20 protein-coding genes are annotated in these 24,868 nt (G+C 43.7%); 19 read left to right on the top strand and 1 reads right to left on the bottom strand.

The window, feature by feature from the left end; genetic code table 11:
- Positions 1-110 precede the first annotated feature (110 nt).
- The 15 genes from ABGV42_RS27585 to ABGV42_RS27515 all read left to right on the top strand — a co-directional run bounded on the left by ABGV42_RS27585 (position 111) and on the right by ABGV42_RS27515 (position 17,927).
- Positions 111-1,919: a motility associated factor glycosyltransferase family protein gene (locus tag ABGV42_RS27585; RefSeq protein ID WP_347384586.1), complete on the top strand. Its 1,809-nt coding sequence runs from the start codon at positions 111-113 to the stop codon at positions 1,917-1,919.
- Positions 1,906-2,898 carry a UDP-N-acetylglucosamine 4,6-dehydratase family protein gene (locus ABGV42_RS27580; protein WP_347384585.1) on the top strand — a complete coding sequence of 331 codons (993 nt, stop codon included), beginning with the start codon at positions 1,906-1,908 and terminating at the stop codon, positions 2,896-2,898. Before ABGV42_RS27585 ends, ABGV42_RS27580 begins: the two co-directional genes overlap by 14 nt.
- Before the next feature lie 21 nt (positions 2,899-2,919).
- Positions 2,920-3,819, top strand: a complete 900-nt coding sequence (locus tag ABGV42_RS27575; protein ID WP_347384584.1) for an aldo/keto reductase — start codon at positions 2,920-2,922, stop codon at positions 3,817-3,819.
- Between the two features lie 4 nt (positions 3,820-3,823).
- Positions 3,824-4,612, top strand: a complete 789-nt coding sequence (locus tag ABGV42_RS27570) for an SDR family oxidoreductase (protein WP_347384583.1) — start codon at positions 3,824-3,826, stop codon at positions 4,610-4,612.
- Complete coding sequence (locus ABGV42_RS27565) at positions 4,606-5,286, top strand: glycosyltransferase family protein (protein ID WP_347384582.1); 681 nt, start codon at positions 4,606-4,608, stop codon at positions 5,284-5,286. The genes ABGV42_RS27570 and ABGV42_RS27565 overlap by 7 nt, the downstream gene beginning before the upstream one ends.
- A 49-nt stretch (positions 5,287-5,335) precedes the next feature.
- Positions 5,336-6,211, top strand: coding sequence for an SDR family oxidoreductase (locus tag ABGV42_RS27560; protein WP_347384581.1), 876 nt, complete (start codon positions 5,336-5,338; stop codon positions 6,209-6,211).
- Complete coding sequence (locus tag ABGV42_RS27555) at positions 6,208-7,287, top strand: N-acetylneuraminate synthase family protein (protein WP_347384580.1); 1,080 nt, start codon at positions 6,208-6,210, stop codon at positions 7,285-7,287. The genes ABGV42_RS27560 and ABGV42_RS27555 overlap by 4 nt, the downstream gene beginning before the upstream one ends.
- 1 nt (position 7,288) lies before the next feature.
- Complete coding sequence (locus ABGV42_RS27550) at positions 7,289-7,816, top strand: GNAT family N-acetyltransferase (protein ID WP_347384579.1); 528 nt, start codon at positions 7,289-7,291, stop codon at positions 7,814-7,816.
- Between the two features lie 100 nt (positions 7,817-7,916).
- The gene (locus ABGV42_RS27545) at positions 7,917-8,864 is read left to right on the top strand and encodes a dTDP-glucose 4,6-dehydratase (protein ID WP_347384578.1); all 948 of its coding nucleotides are present in this window, start codon (positions 7,917-7,919) and stop codon (positions 8,862-8,864) included.
- 19 nt (positions 8,865-8,883) lie between these two features.
- A complete protein-coding gene (locus ABGV42_RS27540) occupies positions 8,884-10,878 on the top strand; it encodes a methyltransferase domain-containing protein (protein WP_347384577.1) in 1,995 nt (664 codons plus the stop codon).
- A 224-nt stretch (positions 10,879-11,102) separates the two neighbouring features.
- On the top strand, positions 11,103-11,300 hold the full coding sequence (locus ABGV42_RS27535; RefSeq protein ID WP_024631599.1) for a cold shock domain-containing protein: 198 nt from the start codon (positions 11,103-11,105) through the stop codon (positions 11,298-11,300).
- Between the two features lie 357 nt (positions 11,301-11,657).
- Positions 11,658-12,221, top strand: coding sequence for a ribosome hibernation-promoting factor, HPF/YfiA family (gene hpf / locus ABGV42_RS27530; protein WP_095291396.1), 564 nt, complete (start codon positions 11,658-11,660; stop codon positions 12,219-12,221).
- An 806-nt stretch (positions 12,222-13,027) separates the two neighbouring features.
- On the top strand, positions 13,028-15,532 hold the full coding sequence (gene secA / locus ABGV42_RS27525) for a preprotein translocase subunit SecA (RefSeq protein ID WP_347384576.1): 2,505 nt from the start codon (positions 13,028-13,030) through the stop codon (positions 15,530-15,532).
- Positions 15,533-15,780: 248 nt separating this feature from the next.
- Positions 15,781-16,894, top strand: a protein-coding gene (prfB, locus tag ABGV42_RS27520; protein WP_347384575.1) for a peptide chain release factor 2 whose coding sequence is annotated in 2 segments (ribosomal slippage) — positions 15,781-15,852 and positions 15,854-16,894 — 1,113 coding nt in all. Because the reading frame shifts where the segments join, the coding sequence is not laid out codon by codon here.
- Between the two features lie 127 nt (positions 16,895-17,021).
- Positions 17,022-17,927 (top strand): YitT family protein, encoded by a 906-nt coding sequence (locus ABGV42_RS27515; RefSeq protein ID WP_347384574.1) that lies wholly within the window; start codon positions 17,022-17,024, stop codon positions 17,925-17,927.
- A gap of 105 nt (positions 17,928-18,032) precedes the next feature.
- Here the strand turns inward: ABGV42_RS27515 and cls are convergent, their stop codons facing one another.
- Positions 18,033-19,481, bottom strand: a complete 1,449-nt coding sequence (gene cls, locus ABGV42_RS27510; RefSeq protein WP_347384573.1) for a cardiolipin synthase — start codon at positions 19,479-19,481, stop codon at positions 18,033-18,035.
- A 331-nt stretch (positions 19,482-19,812) separates the two neighbouring features.
- Between cls and argC the strand changes: the two genes are divergently transcribed.
- The 4 genes from argC to ABGV42_RS27490 all read left to right on the top strand — a co-directional run bounded on the left by argC (position 19,813) and on the right by ABGV42_RS27490 (position 24,743).
- A complete protein-coding gene (gene argC / locus ABGV42_RS27505) occupies positions 19,813-20,862 on the top strand; it encodes an N-acetyl-gamma-glutamyl-phosphate reductase (protein ID WP_347384572.1) in 1,050 nt (349 codons plus the stop codon).
- Between the two features lie 116 nt (positions 20,863-20,978).
- Positions 20,979-22,217: a bifunctional glutamate N-acetyltransferase/amino-acid acetyltransferase ArgJ gene (gene argJ, locus ABGV42_RS27500; protein ID WP_431523698.1), complete on the top strand. Its 1,239-nt coding sequence runs from the start codon at positions 20,979-20,981 to the stop codon at positions 22,215-22,217.
- A 226-nt stretch (positions 22,218-22,443) separates the two neighbouring features.
- A complete protein-coding gene (gene argB, locus ABGV42_RS27495) occupies positions 22,444-23,283 on the top strand; it encodes an acetylglutamate kinase (protein WP_347384571.1) in 840 nt (279 codons plus the stop codon).
- Between the two features lie 203 nt (positions 23,284-23,486).
- Complete coding sequence (locus ABGV42_RS27490) at positions 23,487-24,743, top strand: aspartate aminotransferase family protein (RefSeq protein WP_347384570.1); 1,257 nt, start codon at positions 23,487-23,489, stop codon at positions 24,741-24,743.
- The last annotated feature ends 125 nt before the right edge of the window (positions 24,744-24,868 follow it).

Below are 24,868 nucleotides of genomic sequence, written 5' to 3'. Positions count from 1 at the left end.
TATAAAATCCCTTTGGTAAAAGGGGTTTTTTTGCTTTTGCTAACTTCATTTCTAGAAAGCAGTAACCGATAATGTAAATAGAAGTCATAATATGAATGGTGGTTGTTATCATGCAGGACTACGAACGGAATTTAGCTGTAATTAAAAAGCGTTTCCCACACGTTTTAGAAGGCGATTTTGTCCAAAAAGGATCTGTAAAAGGAGAATTTAGACTAACAGAATCATTAGAAAAGGATCATGAGTGGCTGGCTGCGGTTAAGGGAGCAGTTGGTACTTTAAAGTCCGTTTTTGTTTACGGGTTTGGCCAAGGATTAGGATTAAGTGATTTGCTTGAATTATATCCGGACCGTATTTTCTTTGTGTATGAGCCTGACGAAGAATCGTTTATAAATGCTACGCATCATATGGATATCACATTTGTGCTTGAACATCCCAATATTTATGCTATTTCAATTGGGAATAAACAGTTAAATAAGTTATTTTCGATTATGTCTACTCATATTCATGATGAAATGGCGTTTGTAGCTTCTCGCTATTACCTCGAGAACCAAATTGATGTCCTGCATTCTACAAAGACAAATTATTTGGAGTATAAAAAAATTTTTGAGTCCAACCAAAATGTACGAAATCTTTTTCGTCACGACTGGATACGAAATAGTTTATTTCAAATACCAACGATGTTGAAAATACCTTCTCTCAATCAATTAATTGGGAAACTTAAAGGAACTACAGCAATTATTGTATCATCAGGACCTTCCTTGGAAAAGGACATTCAGTGGCTAGAGAAGTTGAGGGAGCATGCGATTATTATTTCAGCAGGCTCAAGCATACAAGCATTGGTAAAGAAAGGAATCCAACCTCATCTTGCAGTTATAATGGATGGAGGAGAGGTAAATTCAAAAATTTTCTCTAGTGAACTAGCGAAACAAACTCCAACTTTGTTCACTTCTTCTGCTTATTACGGCGTCTCAGATTTCAAAGAGGAAGGGCTTTGCTATGGAGTAATGAATAACGATGAAGTGACGAGTTACTTTATGGATATAAAGAAAGATGATATGATTTTACGTCCAAATCCCACTGTTGCCGGAACAGCAATCCAAGCGGCCGCTTGGCTGGGATGTACGCGTATTATTATGATGGGACAGGATTTGTCTTTCCCTGGAGAACAGTTTTACGCTGAGGGGATTAATCATGGGGATAGAAGCTATATTGATAAGGTGATCAGACAAGCTGAGCACACTGTTGTCAATGTTAATGGAGAGCATAACCGAACAACTGCAGGCTTCCTGCAAATGAAAGATAGGATTGAAAATCTAATTACTGTTCTTCCTAAAATTGAATTTATTAACTTGACTCACAATGGTGCCCATATAGAAGGTTCTGCATGGAAACCGGTAGAGGATGTATTTGAGATCGTAAAAAAAGAACAGGTGGATAATAGTGTAATTGTAAATCTATTGGATCAAGTGAAAACCTCAATCGTAAATCCCGTCCAGATGGAAAGGGTAAAAGCAAAAATGATTCGGACAAAAGAAGAAATATCCGAACTATTGATTGAAATAGACCAAATTTTAAAATTGATTAAAAAAATCAGGGAGTTAAGCCGTACTAAGCCTAAAAAATGCCAAAATAGCTTAGAGATGATCGAGCAGAAATGGGGGGGAGTCGTAAATAAGGATTGGTTTAATCCGCTTTATGAAACCTTGCTCCCAGCTGAGATCAGCCGATTTGACCGGGAACTTCCAAGTATTATTACTGAGAAAAGTATTATTCGTAAATCTGATTTAATCGCAGAGCATTTGGGAGAACTGCTACATCAGATTCTTGGACAGACTTCTTTTTTAACAGAGGTGTTAAGTGAGTCGATAGAGAGAATGGAAGGTTTACAACCAGAGAGGAGCTTCAATGCCAGACTATAATTATCAAGGGAAAAAGATCCTAATCATAGGTGGAACAGGGACAATTGGTAATCATTTGGTGCGTCGTTTAATTGAGGATGAACCGGATGTCATCAGAATTTTCAGCCGAGATGAACACAAACAATATGAGATGGCAATAGAGTTTCAAGCTTACTCTCGGAAATTACGATTTTTGATTGGAGATGTAAGAGATCAAAAGCGTCTTTCCAGAGCCATGGAAGGTATCGATTATGTTTTTCATCTTGCAGCGATGAAGCATGTTCCTTCATGTGAGTATAATCCTTTTGAAGCAGTACAGACCAATGTAATAGGCACACAAAACGTAATACAGGCAGCTTTGGAGAATAACGTTACTAAAGTTTTATTCACTAGTACAGATAAGGCTATATCACCAACCAACACGTATGGAGCGACAAAGCTTACAGCAGAGAGATTAATTTCAGCTGCAGAGTATCAAAAGGGATCAAAAACCACAGTATTCTCTTCGGTGAGGTTTGGGAATGTTATGGGATCCCGAGGGTCTGTAATTCCTCTATTTAAGAAACAAATTCTTGAGCAAGGGAAAATTACAGTCACAGACTTAGATATGTTGAGATACATGATGACGCCTTTGCAAGCGATAGATTTAATTCTTAAAGCGAATGAAAGAGCTAGTGGAGGGGAAGTTTTTGTACTTAAAATGCCTGTAATACGTATAGGGGATCTTGCAGAAGTATTAATAGACCAGATTTCGGAACGGTATCACATACGACAAAAAATTGAATTGTCAATAATTGGTCTTCGTCCTGGAGAGAAAAGATATGAAGAACTCATGACGACAGATGAACAGTATATCGCTGAAGAACATGAGGATATGTATGTCATCCCTTCGCTGTATAATAAAAAAAATGATTATACTCATACAGCTCTTCCTGATATGAAACCTATTTCTAAGTCTCTTGTTGCAGAATGGATACAAAAGGAAAAACTGCTGGATTAATCAATGCTGGAGTTGAATGTGATGAAATTGGCATTAGGGACGGCACAGCTTGGAATGCCATATGGGATTGCTAATATAAGCGGACAGCCAGATTATGCTGAAGCAATTAGGTTAGTCAGAACGGCAATGACTAAAGGTATACATGTAATTGATACTGCCCCTGGTTATGGAGACAGTGAGTACATTCTGGGGAAAGCAAGGTATGGGATTACAAATACTCCTGTAATCATAACCAAGATACCGCTTATTCCAGAAAGAAATGAAGTAGAATTGCAAGACATACGAAAAAGTATGATGCAGTATATCGAGGAATCGAAGCTTCGCTTGGGTGTATTGAGATTAGATTGCTGCTTGCTACATTCACCTGACAATATGCTTTCTCATGATCGCAAAGTGGTACAAGTTCTCTGTGAACTCAAGGCACAGGGTCATGTGGAAAAAATAGGTGTATCTATATATACTCCAGAGGATGTCGAAACATTTCTAGAATTGGAGGATATGGATGTCATTCAAATTCCAATCAATATTCTTGATCAGAGATTAATTACATCCGGGCAGCTTGAACGGTTAAAGACGCGTAAGATTAGTATTCATGCAAGAAGTATTTACCTTCAAGGGCTATTACTTTTGTCTCCAGACCAGCTCCCTGAATATATGTCAGCAGCAAAAATTCATTTAAGTAATTTGAGGCTACTCGCTGAAAGAAATCATTACTCTATTACTGAGTTGGCATTCATATATATTCGTGATCTTAGACACATTGATTATATGGTCATTGGTTGTGAGACATTGGAACAACTGGAGGATAATGTACGTATGTTGGAACTTCCACCTCTTTCTTCCGTGGTATCAGAGGAAGCTATGCAATTATTTTCAAGGGTACCAGAGTGTATTTTAAATCCAAGCAAATGGAGAGCATGATATTATGAAGGATAATCTATTTGATCTTACTGGAAAAGTGGCTGTAGTAACGGGCGGAGCTGGACATCTAGGTAGTGCTTTGAGTGAGATCTTAGCTGCTTATGGGGCAACTGTTGTCATCGCTAGCAGAGATGGAGCCAAATGCAAAAACCTCGCCAATAAATTGAATGTTGAATACGGAGGAAATCACTGGTGGGGGATCCTCGACATATTAGATTCAAATTCGGTTAATTATTTTTTTTCAAGTGTAATTGAGAGATTCAAAAAAATTGATATTCTAATAAATAATGCAAGTACAGGTGTGGCTTCACAACTTGAAAACTATACGGAAGAAGATTGGCTCAAAGGTATAGATGGTAACATAAATGCTTATTATCGTTGCATTCGAGCTGCTCTCCCCCATATGCTAGATGCTCAAACGGGGAATATTATAAACATTGCTTCAATGTATGGGATGGTGTCTCCAAATCCAGAGATTTATGGTGACTCAGGTCAAAATAACCCTGCTAATTACGGAGCATCAAAGGCAGCCATTATTCAACTAAGCAGGTATATTGCATGTCATTATGGAAGTAAGGGCATTCGCTGTAATTCTATTTCTCCAGGACCATTTCCAAAGGAAGTAGTACAGCAAAATCAAGAGTTTATAAAGAAACTCAGTGAGAAAACAGCTCTTGGGAGAATCGGGAAACCAGAAGAATTAAAAGGTGTGCTACTATTATTAGCTTCGGAAGCTTCTAGTTTCATAACTGGCCAAAATATAGCAGTAGATGGCGGATGGACAGCATGGTAAAGACAGTAGGTATTGTTCAAGCGAGGCTTTCTTCCACTAGATTACCTGGTAAAGTAATGAAGGACTTATGCGGTAAAACTTTAATTCAACGAGTTATAGAACGAATTCAATTATCCGTTGAACTTGATGAAATTTGGATTGCTACATCTGATCGAGCGGAAGATGACTTATTAGAGTATCAAGCCCGAAGTATGGGGGTTTATTGTTTTCGTGGGAGTCTCGACAATGTATTAGAAAGGTATCATCAGACGGCTGAGAAAGCAGAAGCAGATATTGTGGTGCGAGTAACTGCAGATAATCCATTGACAGAGCCGCGTTTTATTGACCAAGGCGTAAAACTGCTCACAAAATCAGATTTGGACTATGTGCGGTTTGAATCCATTCCAGTTGGGTCGGGTTCAGAAGTTATTACAAAAAGGGCTTTAAGCATAGCGTATAAAGAGGCAATATTACCATATGATCAAGAGCATGTCACACCATACATTATTCAGAACTCATCTTTCAAGATGAAAAAGATTAAACCGAATGATCGACTATTTCAAAGACCGGATATTAGTGTTACAGTGGACACTTTAGAGCAATATGTTCAAATGTATCATTTATTTAATAAGATTGGTCCAGAAAATGTGACATTGGAGAGAGCGATTGAATATTTAAGTACGGAAAATAAATAATGGGCAAAGGTTGCTAATTTTGATATTAAATAAATTGGAGGTTCTCAATTTGAGAGTACTTCTATGCGGTTCAACGGGGATGCTTGGTCAAGCTATAGTTAAAAAATTCAGCAAATGTGATATTAAATTATTTACACTAGCCAGAAAAAATGCTGACATAAATATGGATCTTTTAGACGAAGAAGGTTTAAATGATGTTTTATATAAGCTGGAACCAGATTTAATTATTAATGCAGCAGCAATAGTGAACCTGCAGTTTTGCGAGAAAAACCCTGCAGATGCTTACATGTTAAATGCAAGACCTGTGGCTGTTTTTGCTAATTATGTCAGATTGAATAATAAATATCTTGTACAGATTTCTACAGACCATTACTATCCAGACCGAGAAAATATTCTTCACGATGAATCGTCACAAGTATCACTACTGAATGAGTATGCCAAGACAAAATTTGCGGGGGAATGCTTCGCCCTTACTGCTGAGAATAGTTTGGTGATTAGAACCAATATAGTTGGGTTCCGCGGGATAGAGACAAGGCCTACTTTTATAGAATGGGCCTTAAATTCGCTGAAGAATAAGGAAAATATGCAGCTTTTTGATAATGTTTATTGTTCAAGTATTACCGTATCGCAATTATCCGAAATTTTGTATGACCTAATAACAAGGAATGCAAAGGGGATTTTTAATATTGCTTCACGTGAGTCGGTAAGTAAGAAAGATTTTATATTAAGTTTGGCACGCAAGTTTGAATTCAGTTCCCAGAATACCAGTGTGATTAGTTATTTTTCCGAAGATCAGCTTCAAAGATCAACTAGTATGGGACTTAATGTAATGAAGGCGGAACATTTTTTAGGCTATTTAATGCCGGATATGGAGCAGGTTATTGATCAGCTCTATTCGGATTACTTGGAGGTTGAACATTCTTGAGATATGATACTTCAATTATAATTAATGGTAGAACGATTGATGCGGGATCACCAGCATATTTCATTGCAGATATTGCAGCTAATCATGACGGGGATCTCATGAAAGCAAAGGAACTAATATGGTTGGCAAAAGAAGCTGGTGCGGATGCCGCTAAGTTCCAACACTTTAAGGCAGAAAATATAGTCAGTGACTATGGATTCCGTGAGTTGAAAAGTGCTTTGAGTCATCAATCAGAATGGCAAAAGAGTGTATTTGACACTTATAAGCAATATGAATGCAATCGTGACTGGAATGAAGAGCTTGCACTGACTGCGAAGGAAGCCGAGATTGACTTTATGACAACACCTTATGACTATGAAGCCATCATGATGTTGGATCGATACATTCCCGCATATAAGATTGGATCAGGTGATATTACGTGGACTGAATTTATTGAGGAGATTTCCAAGCAAGATAAACCAGTGATACTGGCTACTGGTGCTTCATCGTTGGAAGATGTAGAGAGGGCTGTAGAAGCGGCCTTGAAATATACACGTCAACTTGTACTTCTTCAGTGCAATACGAATTATACAGGGGAACTTGAAAATTTCAAGTATATAAACCTAAAGGTTCTTCAATCCTACGCGCTAAAGTACCCGCAAATGATATTAGGATTATCAGATCACACTGCTGGTCATGCCACTGTTCTTGGTGCTATTGCTTTAGGGGCCAAGGTTATAGAAAAGCATTTTACGGATGACAACTACAGGGTTGGACCAGATCATAAGTTTTCAATGAACCCCACGACTTGGAGAGAAATGGTTGATAGAGCAAGAGAGCTTGAAGCATCACTAGGTGATGGTGTCAAGAAGGTAGAAGACAATGAGAAGAATACAGTTATTATTCAGAGAAGATGCTTACGGTTAACAAGAGACTTGGAAATTGGAGATGTTATTCGGGAGGACGATGTAGAAGCACTGCGTCCTGCTCCAGAAGACTCAATTGAGCCTCATTATAAAAATGGGATTTTAGGCAGACGCCTAACTGTTCAAAAAGTAAAAGGCGATGCATTATATATGCAAGATTTGGTGGAATAAGATGCTTAGAGGGAAAAGTGTTGGTTTACGTGCCATAGAGAAAGAAGATCTTGCTCAACTTTTGGAATGGAGAAATAATCCCGATTTAAGGCAATATTTTCGAGAGTATCGGGAATTGAATCATTACAATCAAGATCAGTGGTTTGAAAGTAAGGTAATTCGTGATCCGAATACGATTATGTTCGCCATTGAGGAACTTGAAACACAACTATTATTAGGAGCCTGTGGGATCTGTTATATCGATTGGATTAATCGGAGTGCTGATTACTCCATTTATATTGGTTCTAATAATACTTACATTGATCAACATTTTGCACGAGATGCTGCCGAGATTCTTATTAATTATGCATTTTCAGAATTGAACTTACATCGTCTATGGTGTGAAATCTATGAGTTTGATGTGATGAAAAAAGAGATGTTAGAGAATATCGGTTTCCAATTGGATGGACGTCATAGGCAAACGCACTGGTCAAAAGGAAAGTGGAATGACTCTTTATTTTATAGTTTGTTAACAAGTGATTCACATTAAATTTGGAGATATATTATTTTTTTGTATTTTGGCTACTTGAGTCCTAAAGGACTAATTTCCTGACGGGTAGAGTGATTTCCAATAAGTAGGAGGAAGTTAAGTGAATATTTTACTAACAGGTGGAGCTGGATTTATTGGGCGTTGGGTTGCCAAGCGTTTGCTAGATGAAGGTCATAATCTTTGGATCTTGGATGATTTATCAAATGGACGCGAATCAAACATTGCGGAATTTCGAGATCACCCTGGTTTAAAAGCTTTCGTTAAAGGAACAATCCTTGACGAGAATTTACTTTCTGAGTTGTTTGCTAATCATAAATTTTCTATATGCTATCATCTAGGTGCTTCCATTAATGTACAGGATTCTATAGATGATCCTCGGACTACTTTTAATAATGATACCGTTGGTACATTTTTTATTTTGGAACAATGTAAAAGGTTTAACACAAAGGTAGTTTTTATGAGCACATGTATGGTGTATGATCGTTGCGTGAATGAGAAGGGAATTGACGAGCATCATCCGACTAAGCCAGCCTCACCTTATGCGGGAGCTAAGATAGGAGCCGAAAATATGGTGCTCTCCTATTACCATGCTTATGATTTACCAACGGTAGTGATCAGACCATTTAATACATATGGTCCTTTTCAAAAAACCGGTGGAGAGGGCGGCGTAGTCGCAATTTTCATAAAAAATGAACTGGATGGTAAGACATTGAATATTTATGGCTCGGGTACGCAGACACGGGATTTACTTTATGTTGAGGATTGTGCCCGGTTTGTTGCAGAGGCAGGATTCAATGATGCAGTGAACGGGGAGATTGTAAATGCAGGACTTGGCAGTGATATTTCCGTTAACGACCTAGCCAAACTTATTGTGAAAGATTCTGAACGAATTAAACATGTGGAGCATATTCATCCTCAAAGTGAAATTGAAAAGCTTCTATGCAATTCAGCAAAAGCTAAACAATTGCTGGATTGGCAACCGGAGGTGTCTCTTGAAGAAGGAATTGCTCGTACAAGGCATTGGATTGCACAAGGTGGTCTTCGATAATGAGTGGGGAGAGATTTAATTGAAAATAGCAATTTTAAAAGGGAAAGGGATCATTGCTCCTCATGTCACAGATGATTACTTTCAAGCTTTCAAAGAACTAGGACACGATGTTTTGCTTGTGAACATAGATCAGGATTTTGGAATTGGAGACTATCAAGCTATTCTTGACTTTAAGCCACAATTTATATTAGCTTACGGTTACGTAGGAATTACTAGGGATAGAAATGGACGTTTTCTATGGAGAGAGGAAGGAATTCCTGTAATTTGCCTGCATTATGACAACCCTCTATTCAGCCTGAACGATCAGTTTTTGAATGAGTTCAAAGAATTCCCATCATTTTATTATCATTTTGTATGGGATAATTACTGTGAAAAATTTATGCGTGAAGCAGGCGTCTCCAATATTTATCCAATTATGCTAGCTACTAACCCAAATAAGTTTTATGTGGATACAAACATTGTTACCCAAGAGAATGAACTTGCTTTTGTTGGTAGTATAAAGTCTGTACAACTTTCAACAAATTTGCAGCACCTTGAACAACAGTTTATTGATTATGTTGTAAAACAAAAGATTAATAACTTTCGCGTTCCTCTTTTTGATGTATGTATGGATGCACTTTCTAATCCGAAATTTCAGGCTATTCATATTCTTTATAAAGACCACACTGAAGTTTTCTGGAAAAACATCTATTATCCCATTCATTCCCGAGGAAGTTCTATTTTCAGAAAACATGTATTAGGGAGTCTCAGCGGGGTGGATATGCATGTTTATGGTACTCAAGAAAAACTAAACGAGAGTACTATTGTCCATACGGCAGTTCCCTACAACGAACTTTCAATGACTTACCAAAAGCATGCTGTTAACTTGAATATTTCTTCGCTTCAATTAGAAACCTCGGTGAACAATCGGGTGTTTGATGTGTTTGCTTCTAGAGGTTTTGTATTAAGTGATTATAAAAAGGATATGGAGCGTGTTTTTCCAGCGGTGTGGGAAGCGATAACTTTTCAAGACCTAAATGATTTACTCATAAAAGCGGACTACTACTTGACGCATAAAAAAGAAAGAGATGAGTTAGTCGCAGAACTAAATAATCATATACTCGAGGAACACACGTATAAAGATAGAGCTGCTGAGATTCTCAATGTCATAAGTTCGTATGATTCTCCAAGGGACATCGCACAAAAAAAATCAAGTGATCATGATCAAAAAGAACAGTATAAGGAACCAATGGAAAGTTGTCCAATCTGTGATGGTAATGATTATACCCAATTATATAAAATTCTAGGGCATAGACAATTTGAGACCAATTTACATCGTTGCACAGCTTGTGGCGGAGTGTTTATGGACCCACAACCCACTGAAGAGTACTTAAATTGGTTCTATCAAAATATTTATTATTCAGAAGACCATCGAAAAAAAATGGGATGGGATACCGAAATCTCAAATGTAACTTCAGGAATGTTACGTAGTTATGAGATGCGCATGGATCTTGTAGAATCTTTTGCCGACCAGACTCGTTTTCCTAGGGGAACATTGCTCGATATTGGATGTTCTACAGGACACTTCTTGGCAGAAGCTCAATTTCGTTATTGGTCCGTTCAAGGAATTGAAATTTCTGAAAGTGCAGCAAATGAAGGAAGAAAGAAGTTTGGATTAAATGTTGTTACTGGTGAAATAAATGATGATATATTTGAGAATGAAAGTTTTGATGTGGTTACAGCGTGGGATGTATTAGAGCATATTCCCACTCCACATTCTTTTATGAAGAATATAAAACGTGTTCTGAAAAAAGACGGGCTGTTTGTTGCGAACACACCAAATGTCAATTCCAGTGCAAGTTTTCATTCAGGGAGCAAGTGGAGACATTTAGATCCACCGCTTCATGTTATTTTATATGATCATATCTCACTTAGGATTCTCATGAAGATGCATGGTTTCGAAATACTTAAAATATCATCAGGACCTGAGTACCTTGGGCAGTTACAAATTATCGCGAAGAAAACAACAAATTAAACCGAACGTCATAAAGGTTTTATGAGTTGAGAAGTGCAATAGGTTTCTATCCTTTGCCTGAAAAATAAATTTCAACAATATCCGCATTTAATCTACAAAAAATACCAATAAAACATTTTCTTTACCAATTGACAATGGATAAGTCTGGATGGTATAGTCTGAATTGTGGGCTAAGGCCTTGGCCAGAGCTTCACTTCATTTGATGACGAAGGGAATGTTAGTGCATGCAAGGTAAAGTAAAATGGTTCAACGCAGAAAAAGGTTACGGTTTCATTGAGACTGAAGATGGCGGCGACGTATTCGTACACTTCTCCGCAATTCAATCCGAAGGCTTCAAAACTTTGGAAGAAGGTCAATCCGTAGAATTCGACATCGTCGAAGGCGCGCGTGGACCTCAAGCCGCTAACGTAATCAAATTATAATCATCCGGACAATCCGACCTACATATATGGTTAGATGGTTACCAATTGAATTATCGCTAGCAATAGACTCCGGTTTTCCGGGGTCTTTTTTTGTTTTTCTAATAGATTCACTTTAACATATTACATAATAGATTGAGGGATGAGGAAAACGGTTAATTACATCATCAAGCGCCTAATATTAGAATCTTGTAAATACGAGATTTCGCCTGAATATCGTGAAATATCTCGAAATATGGCGTTACGCGTAGGTGAGCAGATGTGGCTTGAATAGATGTCATGATTCGGTCACCGGGAGTTTTTACATGGCGCTTACATTCGTGTTATAATGAAGTGGCAAAGGAAAAGGAGGAGTGCCCTATGAATTTAAGTATTCGAGGTCAACAAATCGAGGTTACCGATGCTTTGAAAGATTATGTCGACAAAAAGTTGAGTAGACTCGAGAAGTATTTCGATGCACCCCTTAACTCTGACGGTGCTGTTACATTGAGCACGACGAGAGGCTTGCATACGGTTGAGGTGACGATCCCTTTGAAAGGCATTGTGCTCCGCGCTGAAGATGAGAGCGATGATATGTACGCTTCCATTGATGCCGTGGTGGACAAGTTGGAACGTCAGATCCGTAAACACAAAACGAAAGTTAACCGCAAGTTCCGCCAGGAAGGCAGCCTGAAAACACTCTTCGTTGAAGATCCAACAGGTACAGTAGCTACGGCTGAACTGGATGTGGATACTGATGACGATGATTTTGAAGTGGTACGGACCAAGCGGTTTATGTTGAAACCGATGGACGTGGAAGAGGCAATCCTCCAAATGAACATGGTCGGCCACAATTTCTTCGTATTTTCCAACATTGAGAATGAAGAAGTCAGCGTCGTGTACAAACGGAACGATGGGAAATATGGTCTAATCGAGCAAGGTTAATCTCCTTGTACGATGACTTTGAATGAACCATTACAGGTTAAAATGAGTACTTACGAAAATGAATGTCAGGACACTTTAGTATCCTGTATGATTAAATGATCAAAACTAACAAGAGCCTCTGTCCCATACGGGATGGGGCTCTTTTCTGCATGGATGCGACTGGGGAAAATTTGTGCGAGCAAGTTTATGAAACTATTTCCCATACAGCTGCGTCTAATAGAGAGTAGGAAAGAGGATAACTTTGCCCAAGAAGATGAACATTTACGCGCCTAATGCGTAATTAACGAAGCTTTATGATAGACTCAGTTAACTGAGAATAGGTTCCAAATTTACCACGAATATTTTCTTGGTTTAATTGTATGATCTGAAAATATAGCAGCGAAAAGAAAGGCTTCCGCTAACGGCTATGATTTTTTGCACTTAAACGTGTAAGGAGGGGCTCGGGAAGTTCAAAGAAGTGTGCCTCGGCGTGTTGCGGCGACCCTTACAAACTGTTACAATTTATGCAAGAGAATCATTGTCCTGATGAGGAATTGTCAACGAATGATCGTAATCATAATCAATGACAGGCACAGCACCATGAACATGATTCGTAAGGTTTGGATCTGCCCTTATTATGCAAGGAGCGAATCCGTGAATATCGAATCAGCTTCATGAGTAACCCTGGCCAAGCCTGGAGTTGATTCATCCATATTAATGTTTTATATCGTTTGTCACCCCCGGGCAAATGGATGCAAATATCCATCCGATGGTGTCGCATGGCGGCAGCAGGGGGTCTATTCTGTTTTGCACGAAAGGGGTATACCATGCTAGGACTTGTCAAAAAGATCTTCGGCGACATGAACGAACGTGATGTTAAACGTCTGATGAAGACGGTCGATGTGATCAATAAACTGGAACCACAATTTCAGGCGTTGTCTGATGAGCAACTGAAAGCCAAAACCGAGGAATTCCGCGCCCGTATCGAAAAAGGGGAAACAACAGACGAGCTTCTTCCGGAAGCATTCGCAACGGTACGTGAAGCATCCCGCCGTGTTCTGGGCAAACGTCACTACGACGTACAGATGCTTGGTGGTATTGCTTTGCATGAGGGCCGCATCTCCGAGATGAAAACGGGTGAAGGTAAAACCCTCGTAGGAACCCTCCCGGTTTACCTGAATGCGTTGATGTCCAAAGGGGTACACGTCGTTACGGTCAATGACTATTTGGCACAGCGTGACAGCCAGGAGATGGGACAGATTTACGAATTCCTGGGCATGACGGTTGGGGTTAACCTGAGCGGTATGGACCATGCGCTGAAACAGCATGCATATGCTTGCGATATTACGTACGGAACGAATAATGAGTTCGGTTTTGACTATCTGCGTGACAACATGGTGCTCTACAAAGAGCAAATGGTACAACGTCCATTGTTCTTCTGTATCATTGACGAAGTGGATTCCATCTTGGTCGATGAGGCGCGTACGCCTTTGATCATTTCGGGACAAGCACAAAAGTCGACGGATATGTACTATGCAGCAGACCGTTTCGTGAAACGTCTGACACCGGAAGAAGACTTTACAGTAGATATCAAAGTGAAATCTGTTGCCTTGACTGAAGGCGGTGTGGCTAAGGCGGAGAAAGCATTTGGCATTGAGAACCTGTATGATCACGCCAATGTTACGCTTAACCATCACATCGTACAGGCGCTGAAAGCAAACGTAATTATGCGTCGTGACGTGGACTACGTAGTCAGTGAAGAAGAAGTCATGATTGTCGATGAGTTCACAGGCCGTCTGATGGCTGGTCGTCGTTACAGTGACGGATTGCACCAGGCAATTGAAGCGAAAGAAGGCATCGAGGTACAGAACGAGAGCATGACGCTCGCTACAATCACATTCCAGAACTACTTCCGGATGTACCGCAAGCTTGCGGGAATGACAGGTACCGCGAAAACCGAGGAAGAAGAGTTTAAGAAAATCTACGGCCTCGAAGTATTGCAGATTCCAACCAACCGTCCGAACAAACGGAATGACATGGCAGATGTCGTATATAAGAGCATTGACGGCAAGTTTAAAGCTGTAGTTGAAGAGATCGTGGAACGTCACAGCAAGAACCAGCCGGTTCTTGTGGGTACAGTATCCATTGAGAACTCCGAGCGCCTTTCCGACATGCTGAAACGCCGTGGTGTCAAACACCAGGTACTGAATGCCAAGTACCATGCGGAAGAAGCAGAAATTATCTCGGGTGCTGGTCAAGCAGGTGCGGTTACCATTGCAACCAACATGGCTGGACGGGGTACGGATATTATCCTGGGTGAAGGTGTAGCTGAAGTGGGCGGTCTTCATATCATCGGTACAGAGCGTCATGAATCACGCCGGATTGATAACCAGCTGCGCGGACGTGCAGGACGTCAGGGTGACCCCGGTTCTACACAGTTCTATCTGTCCCTTGGCGATGAGCTGATGAGACGTTTCGGTGCAGACAATGTACTGAACATGATGGAGCGTCTTGGCTTTGAAGAGGACCAACCGATAGAGAGCCGCATGATTACCCGTGCAGTTGAGTCTGCACAGAAACGTGTTGAAGGAAATAACTTTGACGTACGTAAAGTCGTTCTTCAATATGATGATGTCATGAACCAGCAGCGTGAAATTATTTATAAACAGCGCCGCGAGGTCCTTGAATCCGAAAATATCAAACAGATCGTTATGGATATGATCAAACCTTCCATTGAACGCATTGTTGAAGCACACTGTAGTGACGATATTCCAGAGAACTGGGAACTGCAGGAAGTGGCGGACTACATGAACAGCAAGTTGCTGGATGATGGTTCGATTACCAAAGACGATCTGTGGGGCAAGGAAGCCGAAGAGATCATCGAGTACCTGTTTGATAAAGTACAGAAAAAGTACAATGCACGGGAAGAGCGTATCGGTGAAGAGATGGTTCGTGAGTTTGAGAAAGTGGTTGTGCTTCGTGCAGTGGACAGTAAATGGATGGACCACATTGATGCGATGGATCAACTGCGTCAAGGTATCCACCTTCGTGCATACGGCGGTACAGATCCACTGCGTGAGTACCAATTTGAAGGCTTCGAAATGTTCCATCAGATGATTGCTTCGATCCAGGAAGAAGTGGCAACTTATGTGATGAGAGCTCAAATCGAGAGCAATCAGGAACGTCAAGCGGTAGTGGAAGAGAGCCAGATCTCGACGAGCGGAGAACCTGCTGAGAAGCGTCCGGTAAAAGTCTCCGACCAAATCGGCCGCAACGATCCTTGTCCATGCGGCAGCGGCAAAAAGTATAAACACTGCCACGGCCAAGAATAGTTAAACGACTTTTCTTTTACACCCTATAGAATACATGAACGGCTCCTTGCAGCTGGGCATTTCAAATGATCAAATGAAGGATGCATAACCGGTGATTGGTGCATAGTTATAACTATGCAGCCATGATCCAGGTGGAGAGAATTGCCGCTATAATGGTAATCTGGACACCAAGGTGAAGCATCTGACACCCGATCTGGAGAAGTGCCCGGTTTGCGGGGAGCTTATCTTAATGAAAAGAGGAATTGCACATGATTGATCCAAGCGTGAAGCAGGACCTGCGTGAAATAGGCAAGAAACTAACAAACCTTAGGGGGTCTCTTTGACTTAGATCTCAAGCAGGAAATGATTGAGAACTTTGAAGAGAAGATGTCTGCTCCCGATTTCTGGGATGATAATGAGAAGGCGCAATCGGTGATCGCCGAGATGAATGCAGTTAAAGGATCGGTTGATCAATATGCGAAGCTGCAGCAGGACTATGACGATGCCCTAATGATGATTGAACTGGCCGATGAAGAAGGCGACGAAGATCTGGCCGCCGAAGTTGGCAGCAGCGTTACGGCCATCGTAGGCAAGTTGGAAGAGTTTGAACTTCAGCTTCTGCTGAATCAACCGTACGATAAAATGAATGCCATTCTTGAGCTTCACCCGGGTGCAGGCGGTACCGAGTCACAGGACTGGGGACAGATGCTGCTCCGGATGTACACTCGCTGGGCTGAGAAACGCGGCTTCAAGGTAGAGGTGCTGGATTATCTGCCTGGTGATGAAGCAGGGATTAAGAGTGTCACGCTATCCATCAAGGGACACAATGCTTATGGTTATCTGAAAGCAGAGAAGGGTGTTCATCGCTTGGTGCGGATCTCTCCTTTTGACTCTTCGGGCCGTAGACACACATCCTTCGTATCCTGTGACGTTGTTCCAGAGATCGATGATACGGTGGAAGTGGACATCCGGACAGAGGACTTGAAGATTGATACGTATCGTGCGAGTGGTGCGGGTGGACAGCATATCAATACCACCGACTCTGCCGTACGGATTACACACATTCCTACAGGGGTCGTGGTAACATGTCAGAACGAACGTTCACAGATCAAAAACCGTGAGCGTGCAATGACGATGCTGCGTTCCAAATTGTATGAGCGTAAAATTGAAGAACAGAAACAACAGCTGGATGAAATCCGAGGCGATCAGTCGGATATTTCATGGGGAAGCCAGATTCGCTCCTATGTATTCCATCCCTATAGTATGGTAAAGGATCACCGTACGAGCGTAGAGACAGGAAATACAGGTGCAGTCATGGACGGCGACCTCGATGCATTCATCGACGGTTATTTGCGCAGCCAGATTAAAGTGGAAACCGAGTAATCAAAGTTCCTGTATGGACCAGATACGTGTAGGCGTATGCTGGTGTATACAGGGGCTTTTTTTTGAGCCCAAATAGGGAAAAGAAATCAGCAACTTATCAGTCATATAAAAGGAGAGCACGACAACTATGCAACAGCATCAGCACTTCGTTCCAAACCGCAAAAAGAGGTTAACCACCCTCATCCCCTTAAACGGACCCTGGAGAAACGTAGTGGATACAGCATCCATTATTTTTGGTTCGTTTTTGATTGCAGTAGCCTTTAACTTATTTTTATTACCTAATCAGATCGCTTCAGGTGGGGTATCCGGGCTGTCTATTCTCGGAAAGGAATGGCTGGGGCTTGAACCCGCATATACGCAGTGGGCCATCAACATTCCGCTTCTCATCGCAGGCTTTCTGCTCATTGGGAAACAGTATGGGATCCGTTCGGTGCTCGGGAGTATTGTGCTGCCCCTGTTTGTTTATCTGACGAAAGACTGGGCCATTCCTACGACGAATCCTTTGCTCGGATCTCTATATGGAGGTATTGGTGTGGGGCTCGGCATAGGCATTGTATACCGGGGAAGAGGTTCAACAGGTGGGATGAGTATCCTTGCCAGAATCGTACAGAAGTACAGTGGACTTAGTTACTCTCTTTGCGTCGTGATCATGGATGCTACCGTTATTATTATGGCTGCGTTTGTATTGTCATTGGAACAGTCGCTTTATGCACTGATTGGACTATACGTTACCGGAAAAGTCATTGATGCCGTGGAGATGGGACTTGGCTACTCGAAGGTTGCCTACATTATCTCCAATAAGACGGAACCAATCACCAAAGTCATTCTTGCCGATCTGGATCGTGGATTAACGAAGCTGGAGGCGAAGGGTGGTTACACGGACGACCAGCGTACCGTATTGATGGTTGTGGTTGGGCAAAATGAGGTGCCGAGGCTGAAAGCACTAATCCGGTCCGTGGACCCGGGGGCTTTTGTCATCATCAGTAATGCGCATGAAGTGCTCGGCGAAGGCTTTAAGCGGGATGAGGCATAATCTCAGTGCCTATTAAGGTTTCGCTATAAAATAAAAAGCAGGGATGTCCATTCCAGCCAAACATGGCGGAGGATGTCCCTGCTTTTTAATATTCTAATTACCCTATTACAGAATCGGAGACAGTAAGCGGGAGATCGCTTCTTTGAAACGAATCTTCAGGCTGCGCTTGTTGTACTCCTCCTGCGTCATCTCGCGAGATACCTTAAGGTCATGCTCGAAAGTATTGACCAATGCCGTGGCAATTTTCTCATCATACATAAAGGCATTTACCTCAAAATTCAGGCGGAAACTGCGGTAATCAATATTGGCGGTGCCCACCGATGCAACCATGCTGTCGATAATGAGCGTTTTGGCATGAATGAAGCCGTTATCGTATATAAATACTTTTGCTCCGACTTTTAACAGTTCACCAATGTAAGACAGCGTAGCCCAGTATACGAAGGCATGATCCGGTTTGTTGGGAATCATAATGCGCACATCAATACCTGACAGGCACGCGAGACGTATGGCTTCGAATACACTGGCATCCGGGATAAAATAAGGCGTCTGGATCATGATGGAGTGTTTGGCTCCGTTAATCATCTTCAGGTAACTGTTCTTGATGTGTTCCGTCTCTGCATCCGGTCCGCTGGACACAATCTGCATCGCCGTCGTTCCCGTACCCTCAATATGCGGGAAATGTTCAGGAACGTATGGAGTGTCGTGCTGCTTGGATGCCTCATTCCAATCGAGAAGGAATCGCGTCTGAAGGGCATGAACGGCATTTCCCTGAATCCGCAGATGGGTATCGCGCCAATAACCGAACTTGGAGTTCAACCCGAGATACTCATCGCCCACATTAAATCCGCCGGTATAACCGAGGTTACCATCAATAATGACGATCTTGCGGTGGTTGCGGTAGTTCATACGAAGGTTAATCAGACTGAATTTCGATGGAAAAAAGACTTCCACCAAACCGCCTGCTTCGCGCAATTCTTTGAAAAAGCGATTGGACACCCGCCGCGATCCAAGCGCATCGTATAGGAGACGAACCTTGATACCTTCCCGCGCTTTGCGGATCAGGGCATCCCGAATTCGTTTACCCAGCCGGTCTCCCCGGTAAATGTAATACTGCACGTGAACATGATCCTGCGCTGCTTCAATATCATCGAGTAAACGCTGGAATTTGTCCGTTCCATCCGTAATGATCTCCACAGCATTGTCTTCCGTCAGAAGAGCGTCGTTCTGCTTCAGGTTCATGTAGATCATGTCCTGACTGCTCTCCGTCGCTTTGTTGCGGAACGGCGTCCGATTGTCATGCAGCTGTTCGAGCTGGGCAGCGATGCGTTCCTCGAGCCCAAGCTTCTTTCTCTCTTTCCATTGGAACAGCCGGTAGCGGGTCAGATTCTGACCTGTTAGCAGATAAAGTACGAACCCGAGCACAGGAATAAAGTTCAGGACGAGCAGCCAAGCCCAGGATGCACTGGCATCCTTGCGTTCGAAGAACACGACTGCCGCAGCGAAGATAATATTCAGGCCCAGGAGTACCATAAGTAAAATGGATTCAATATGCACTGTAGTCCCCCATGTCTCATAATGACCAATGTGAATCCGTTCATAAACCCTTCCTCGTGTAGAATTGTTATGAATAAGACCTTGGTATGTAATGTTTCCTATAAAACGTATTTTAGCAGAAGTATTCGTGTTCGTCCGCAGATATTGGAAAGATATGTTCGGATTTGATAAGAATCCATGTGAAATTGATGGTAGAGTGTTGTATTTATATAACTAGAGTCGTATAATAATACACAAATATGCATAGAAGCGACGGAATTGCCGTGTGAGGGCCGTTTGAGGGCGTGAGCATCGTATAAGTATCGCATACAACAGGATTGGGGGAGCGAGAGTGAGTAATAAATTAAAAGTGGCAATTGTCGGTTCCACCGGCTACGGCGGGGTGGAGCTGATTCGTTTTTTTCAGAACCATCCACAGGTTGAAATCACGTCGGTGATCTCTTCATCCAGCAGCGGTGAGTCTATTGCAGACGGATTTCCGCATTTGACGGATGTGATTCGCAGGCCACTGGATGGCGTAGTTCCAGCTGAGATAGCAGAACGTGCAGATCTGGTATTCACGGCTACCCCATCCGGAGTAAGCGCAAAGCTCGTTCCAAGCCTGCTCGAAGCAGGGCTGAAGGTGATCGACCTGTCTGGTGACTTCAGGTTGAAGGATGGAGCAGTGTATGAACAGTGGTATAAACACCCGGCTCCACCGAGTGAGCTGCTGGAACAGGCTGTGTACGGAATGGCCGAAGTGTACGGGGATGAAGTAAAAGGCAAAAACTTTATTTCCAACCCGGGCTGTTATCCTACAGCTACCCTTCTGGGACTTATTCCTGCAGTGGAAGCAGGATGGATCGATCCAGCCACGATTATTATTGATGCCAAATCCGGCGTATCCGGTGCTGGACGGGGAACGGCTCTGGCCTACCATTATGCAGAGATGAACGAGAATTTTAAAGCCTATAAACTCAACAAACATCAACATATCCCTGAAATTGAGCAAGTGCTCGGCAATATTACTGGAAGTCCGGTAACGGTGACGTTTACGACGCACCTGGTTCCAATGACACGTGGGATCATGAGTACGATATACGCCAGCCTGGTGGGAGATCATAGTGATCGGGATCTGGTAGATCTGTACCGTAAGTATTATGAGAATCGACCGTTTGTAAGGGTACGTGAACCAGGAATCTGGCCTTCGACCAAAGAAGTGCAAGGATCCAACTATTGTGATATCGGCTTTGCAGTAGATCCGAGAACCGGACGTTTAACAATCATATCGGTCATCGACAACCTGGTGAAGGGTGCTTCCGGGCAAGCAATTCAAAATATGAACCTGATGATGGGATGGGAGGAGAACCTCGGGCTGAACATGACGCCGGTATATCCATAAGGAGTGGTGATCGGGAGAGCGTACAGACGCGAATTCCGGACCATTCTAGGATCATCGGATTCACGATTAGCAGGCGGTCAATCGGCATGCAGCCGAACGCACACGGGGGATAACATATGGGAACAAATGTGAAGCAACAGGCTTTCACCGTAGTAGAAAACGGGACGATTGTAACCCCGCGCGGGTTCACTGCTGGCGGACTTCATTGCGGATTGAAAAAAACATCACGCAACGACATCGGAGCAATCCGTTGTGAAGTGCCAGCCACGGCAGCAGCCGTATATACGACAAATGTATTCCAGGCTGCACCATTGAAGGTTACCCGCGAGAGCTTGAGCAACGGACGCCTTCAAGCCGTTGTAGTCAACAGTGGTAATGCCAATGCTTGTACCGGACAACAGGGCGAAAAGGATGCATATGCCATGCGTTCGGCAGCAGCACGTGAACTTGGCGTAGCCGAAGAAGACGTTGCTGTGGCATCGACCGGGGTAATCGGTGAGTTGTTGAAAATGGATGCCGTGCACTCGGGCATCAGCGCATTGCCGGCAAGTTTGGGGCAGGATGTACATGAAGCGGAGCAATTCTCTCAAGCGATCCTCACGACCGATTTGGTGAAAAAGGAAGCCTGTGTATCTGTCGTTGTAAACGGCAAGAACGTTACGATTGCCGGTGCAGCCAAGGGCTCAGGCATGATTCATCCCAACATGGCGACGATGCTCGCATTTATGACAAGTGATGCCGTCATTGGCGCTGAGGCGCTGCAGCGCTTGCTGCGACAGGCGACCAACCATACGTTTAACATGATCACCGTAGACGGAGATACCAGCACCAACGATATGCTCGTAGCGATGTCCAGTGGGATGGCGGGGAACGAAGAATTGACTACGGAACATCCGGACTGGGACGCTTTTGCTGCAGGATTCACTTATGTGTGCGAAGTGCTGGCCAAAGCAATTGCACGTGATGGTGAAGGGGCAACGAAGCTGGTCGAGGTGCAGGTTACGGGTGCGGTGAGTGATGAATCGGCACAGGCCATTGCCAAAACGGTCATTGGCTCCAGCCTGGTGAAATCAGCGATGTTCGGTGCGGACGCGAACTGGGGACGGATTATTGCAGCCGTAGGGCGTGCAGGACAGCCGGTTAACCCGGACACCGTGGATATCCGTCTGGGAGACATCTCGGTACTTGAGCAGTCCCGCCCAGTTGTATTCGACGAAGAAGCAGCGCTGGCTTATTTGCAAACGGATACGGTTCGCATTGTGGTGGATCTGCACCACGGCGAAGGAACGGCAACAGCATGGGGCTGTGACCTGACATACGATTATGTACGAATCAACGCGGCATACCGCACTTAAATACGTCTTTCATTTTATATAAAATATAACTACATTTACACGATAACGGAGAGTGCGGAACCAATCTGTAGAAGCGGTAGCGTTCGCCTTTATCCCTGGATTATACCCTTTAAATAGAAATCAAAAAGAATCCAGTGATAACAGCGATCGAAAGATGGTTCGGTAATCGGAGTGGTCAAGTGTAACGGTCTACAGTCATTTAAGAGAATCGAAAGGAGTGTCCCTCATGAATTCAACATTGCAGAATGAGAGTGCCGGAGTGGAAAAGGGTGCAGAGAAGCAGACGTTTGTCATGAAATGCGGAGGCAGCACGCTTGCGGCTTTGCCTGAGTCCTTTTTTGCGGATTTGCGCGACCTGCAGTCCCAGGGAACTCAGCCCGTCATCGTGCATGGTGGAGGCCCGGCAATATCGGAGAATCTGGCAAAGCTGGGCATTGAAACCGAGTTCGTGAATGGACTCCGCAAAACGACGGAACCTGTGCTGGATGTCGTGGAGATGGTGCTGGCCGGGAGTATCAACAAACAGATCGTACGCCTGATAGAGCGCGTCGGAGGACATGCGCTGGGCTTGTCCGGCGTAGATGGTGGCTTAATCCAAGCCAAACCTGTGGCGAATCATGCAGAGATCGGCTGGGTAGGAGATGTGACGGGCGTTAAAGCGGAAATTATTCAGGGCATTGTGAACATGGGGTATATGCCTGTAATTGCTCCGGTGGGCGTGGATGCAGCTGGACAACGATATAATATCAATGCAGACACCGCAGCAGGTGCGGTAGCTTCCCATCTGGGTGTAAGCCGGATGATCGTTGTGACGGATGTACCTGGAATTATGAAGACTGTTAACGGGGAGAAAAAAGTACTGCCATCGGTCTCCGTACAAGAGATCGAAGACATGATCCAAACCGGAGAAATCTACGGCGGCATGATCCCTAAGGTGCGAGCAGCGATTGCTTGCATTCATGGCAAAGTACGCGAGGTTATTATCGTGGACGGAAGCGAGCCACAGATTCTGAGCCGCGTGCTGAAGGGCGAAACGATCGGAACCCGAATTATCCGCATGCAATAAGGGGTTTATTTTAGATAAGTAAAAAAGTGCACAAAACGAAGGGGACAGAAAAGGCCTAAAGAAGCGGAGCGCTCGCGTTTATCCCCGGATTTTAACCTTTAAAAAAGGGAATCAAAAAATCCGGGGATAACAGCGATCGGAAGGCCGTTCTGTCACCGGAGTGGTAGGTGCACTCAAAAAAAGGAATAGGAGTGTGAAAGGTGATGGCAAAAGGCAATGAACAGCCAGGTTCTGGCACAGCAGTAGCGGGAGCAGCAGCAACAGGTGCAGCGGCACAGACGGAAAGCTCTCTTTTCCAAACGTATGCGCGTTATCCAATCAGTCTGGTCAAGGGTAAAGGCAGCTGGTTATGGGATGATCAGGGCAACCGTTATCTCGACTTCATGTGCGGACTCGCTGTAACGAGCCTTGGCCATGCACCAGAGAAAGTCGGAGCCAAGTTGAAAGCTCAGATCGATGAGCTGTGGCATGTCTCCAACCTGTTCCAAATTCCGGGCCAGGAGAAAGCAGCGGCTTTGCTGACAGCCAATACATGTGCGGATGCGGTGTTCTTCTGCAACAGTGGTGCGGAAGCCAATGAGGCAGCCATTAAGGTGGCCCGTCGTTATCACCAGAAGGTGAAGGGAAACGACCGTTATGAAGTGATTACGTTTGCCCAGTCCTTCCACGGACGGACACTTGCAACACTGACAGCAACAGGGCAGGATAAGGTGAAGGAAGGATTTTTGCCATTGCCAGCTGGATTCGTGACGGTTCCTTTGCATGATACGGCAGCACTGGAAGCGGCGATTGGCCCTAAAACAGCAGCGATTATGCTGGAAATGGTTCAAGCCGAAGGTGGTGTATATCCGGTCGAACTGGAATTCGTCAAGCATGTACGGAAATTGTGTGACGAGCATGGCCTTTTGTTGATCGTAGACGAAGTACAGACCGGAATGGGACGTACAGGCAAGCTGTTTGCGCATGAACACTACGGTATCGAGCCAGATGTGTTCACGGTAGCCAAAGGGATCGGAAGCGGCTTCCCGGTAGGGGCAATGCTCGGTAAAGGTTTCTTACGGGATGCATTTACTCCAGGCAGCCATGCAACGACATTCGGAGGTACACCGCTAGCTTCTTCCGTGGTGATTGCCACAATTGAAACGATGCTGGAAGACCGCTTGCCTGAGCGCGCTGCTGAGATGGGTGATTATCTGATGAGCTCCCTGCGGAACCGTTTGGCAGGCAATTCATTTGTGAAGGAAGTTCGCGGATTGGGACTTCTGGTCGGAATCGAATGTGCAGAGCCAGTAGGCGATATCGTTTTGGCCGGACAGAAACGTGGCATCTTGTTCGTCAACGCAGGACCGAATGTCATTCGTCTGCTTCCGAATCTGTATGTGAGCAAGGAAGAGATCGATGAAGCGGTATCCCTGGTAGCAACGTTGATTGAAGAGCACGTAGCAGCGAAGAAGGCCTAAACGATTTCTGACAAAATGAAAAACATGCTGTACTGGGGCCTCGCATGGCCCCGGCGCAGAACAAAAAGGATGAATCCCTGTAGCCGCGCGGAGAACCTACGGAAGGTCGTAAGCCATAGCCTCAT

The sequence above is a fragment of the Paenibacillus pabuli genome (assembly GCF_039831995.1).
Classification (GTDB): Bacteria; Bacillota; Bacilli; order Paenibacillales; family Paenibacillaceae; genus Paenibacillus; species Paenibacillus pabuli_C.
The sequence above is the reverse complement of the archived record's forward strand: the minus strand, read 5'-3'. Positions and strand labels throughout refer to the sequence as shown.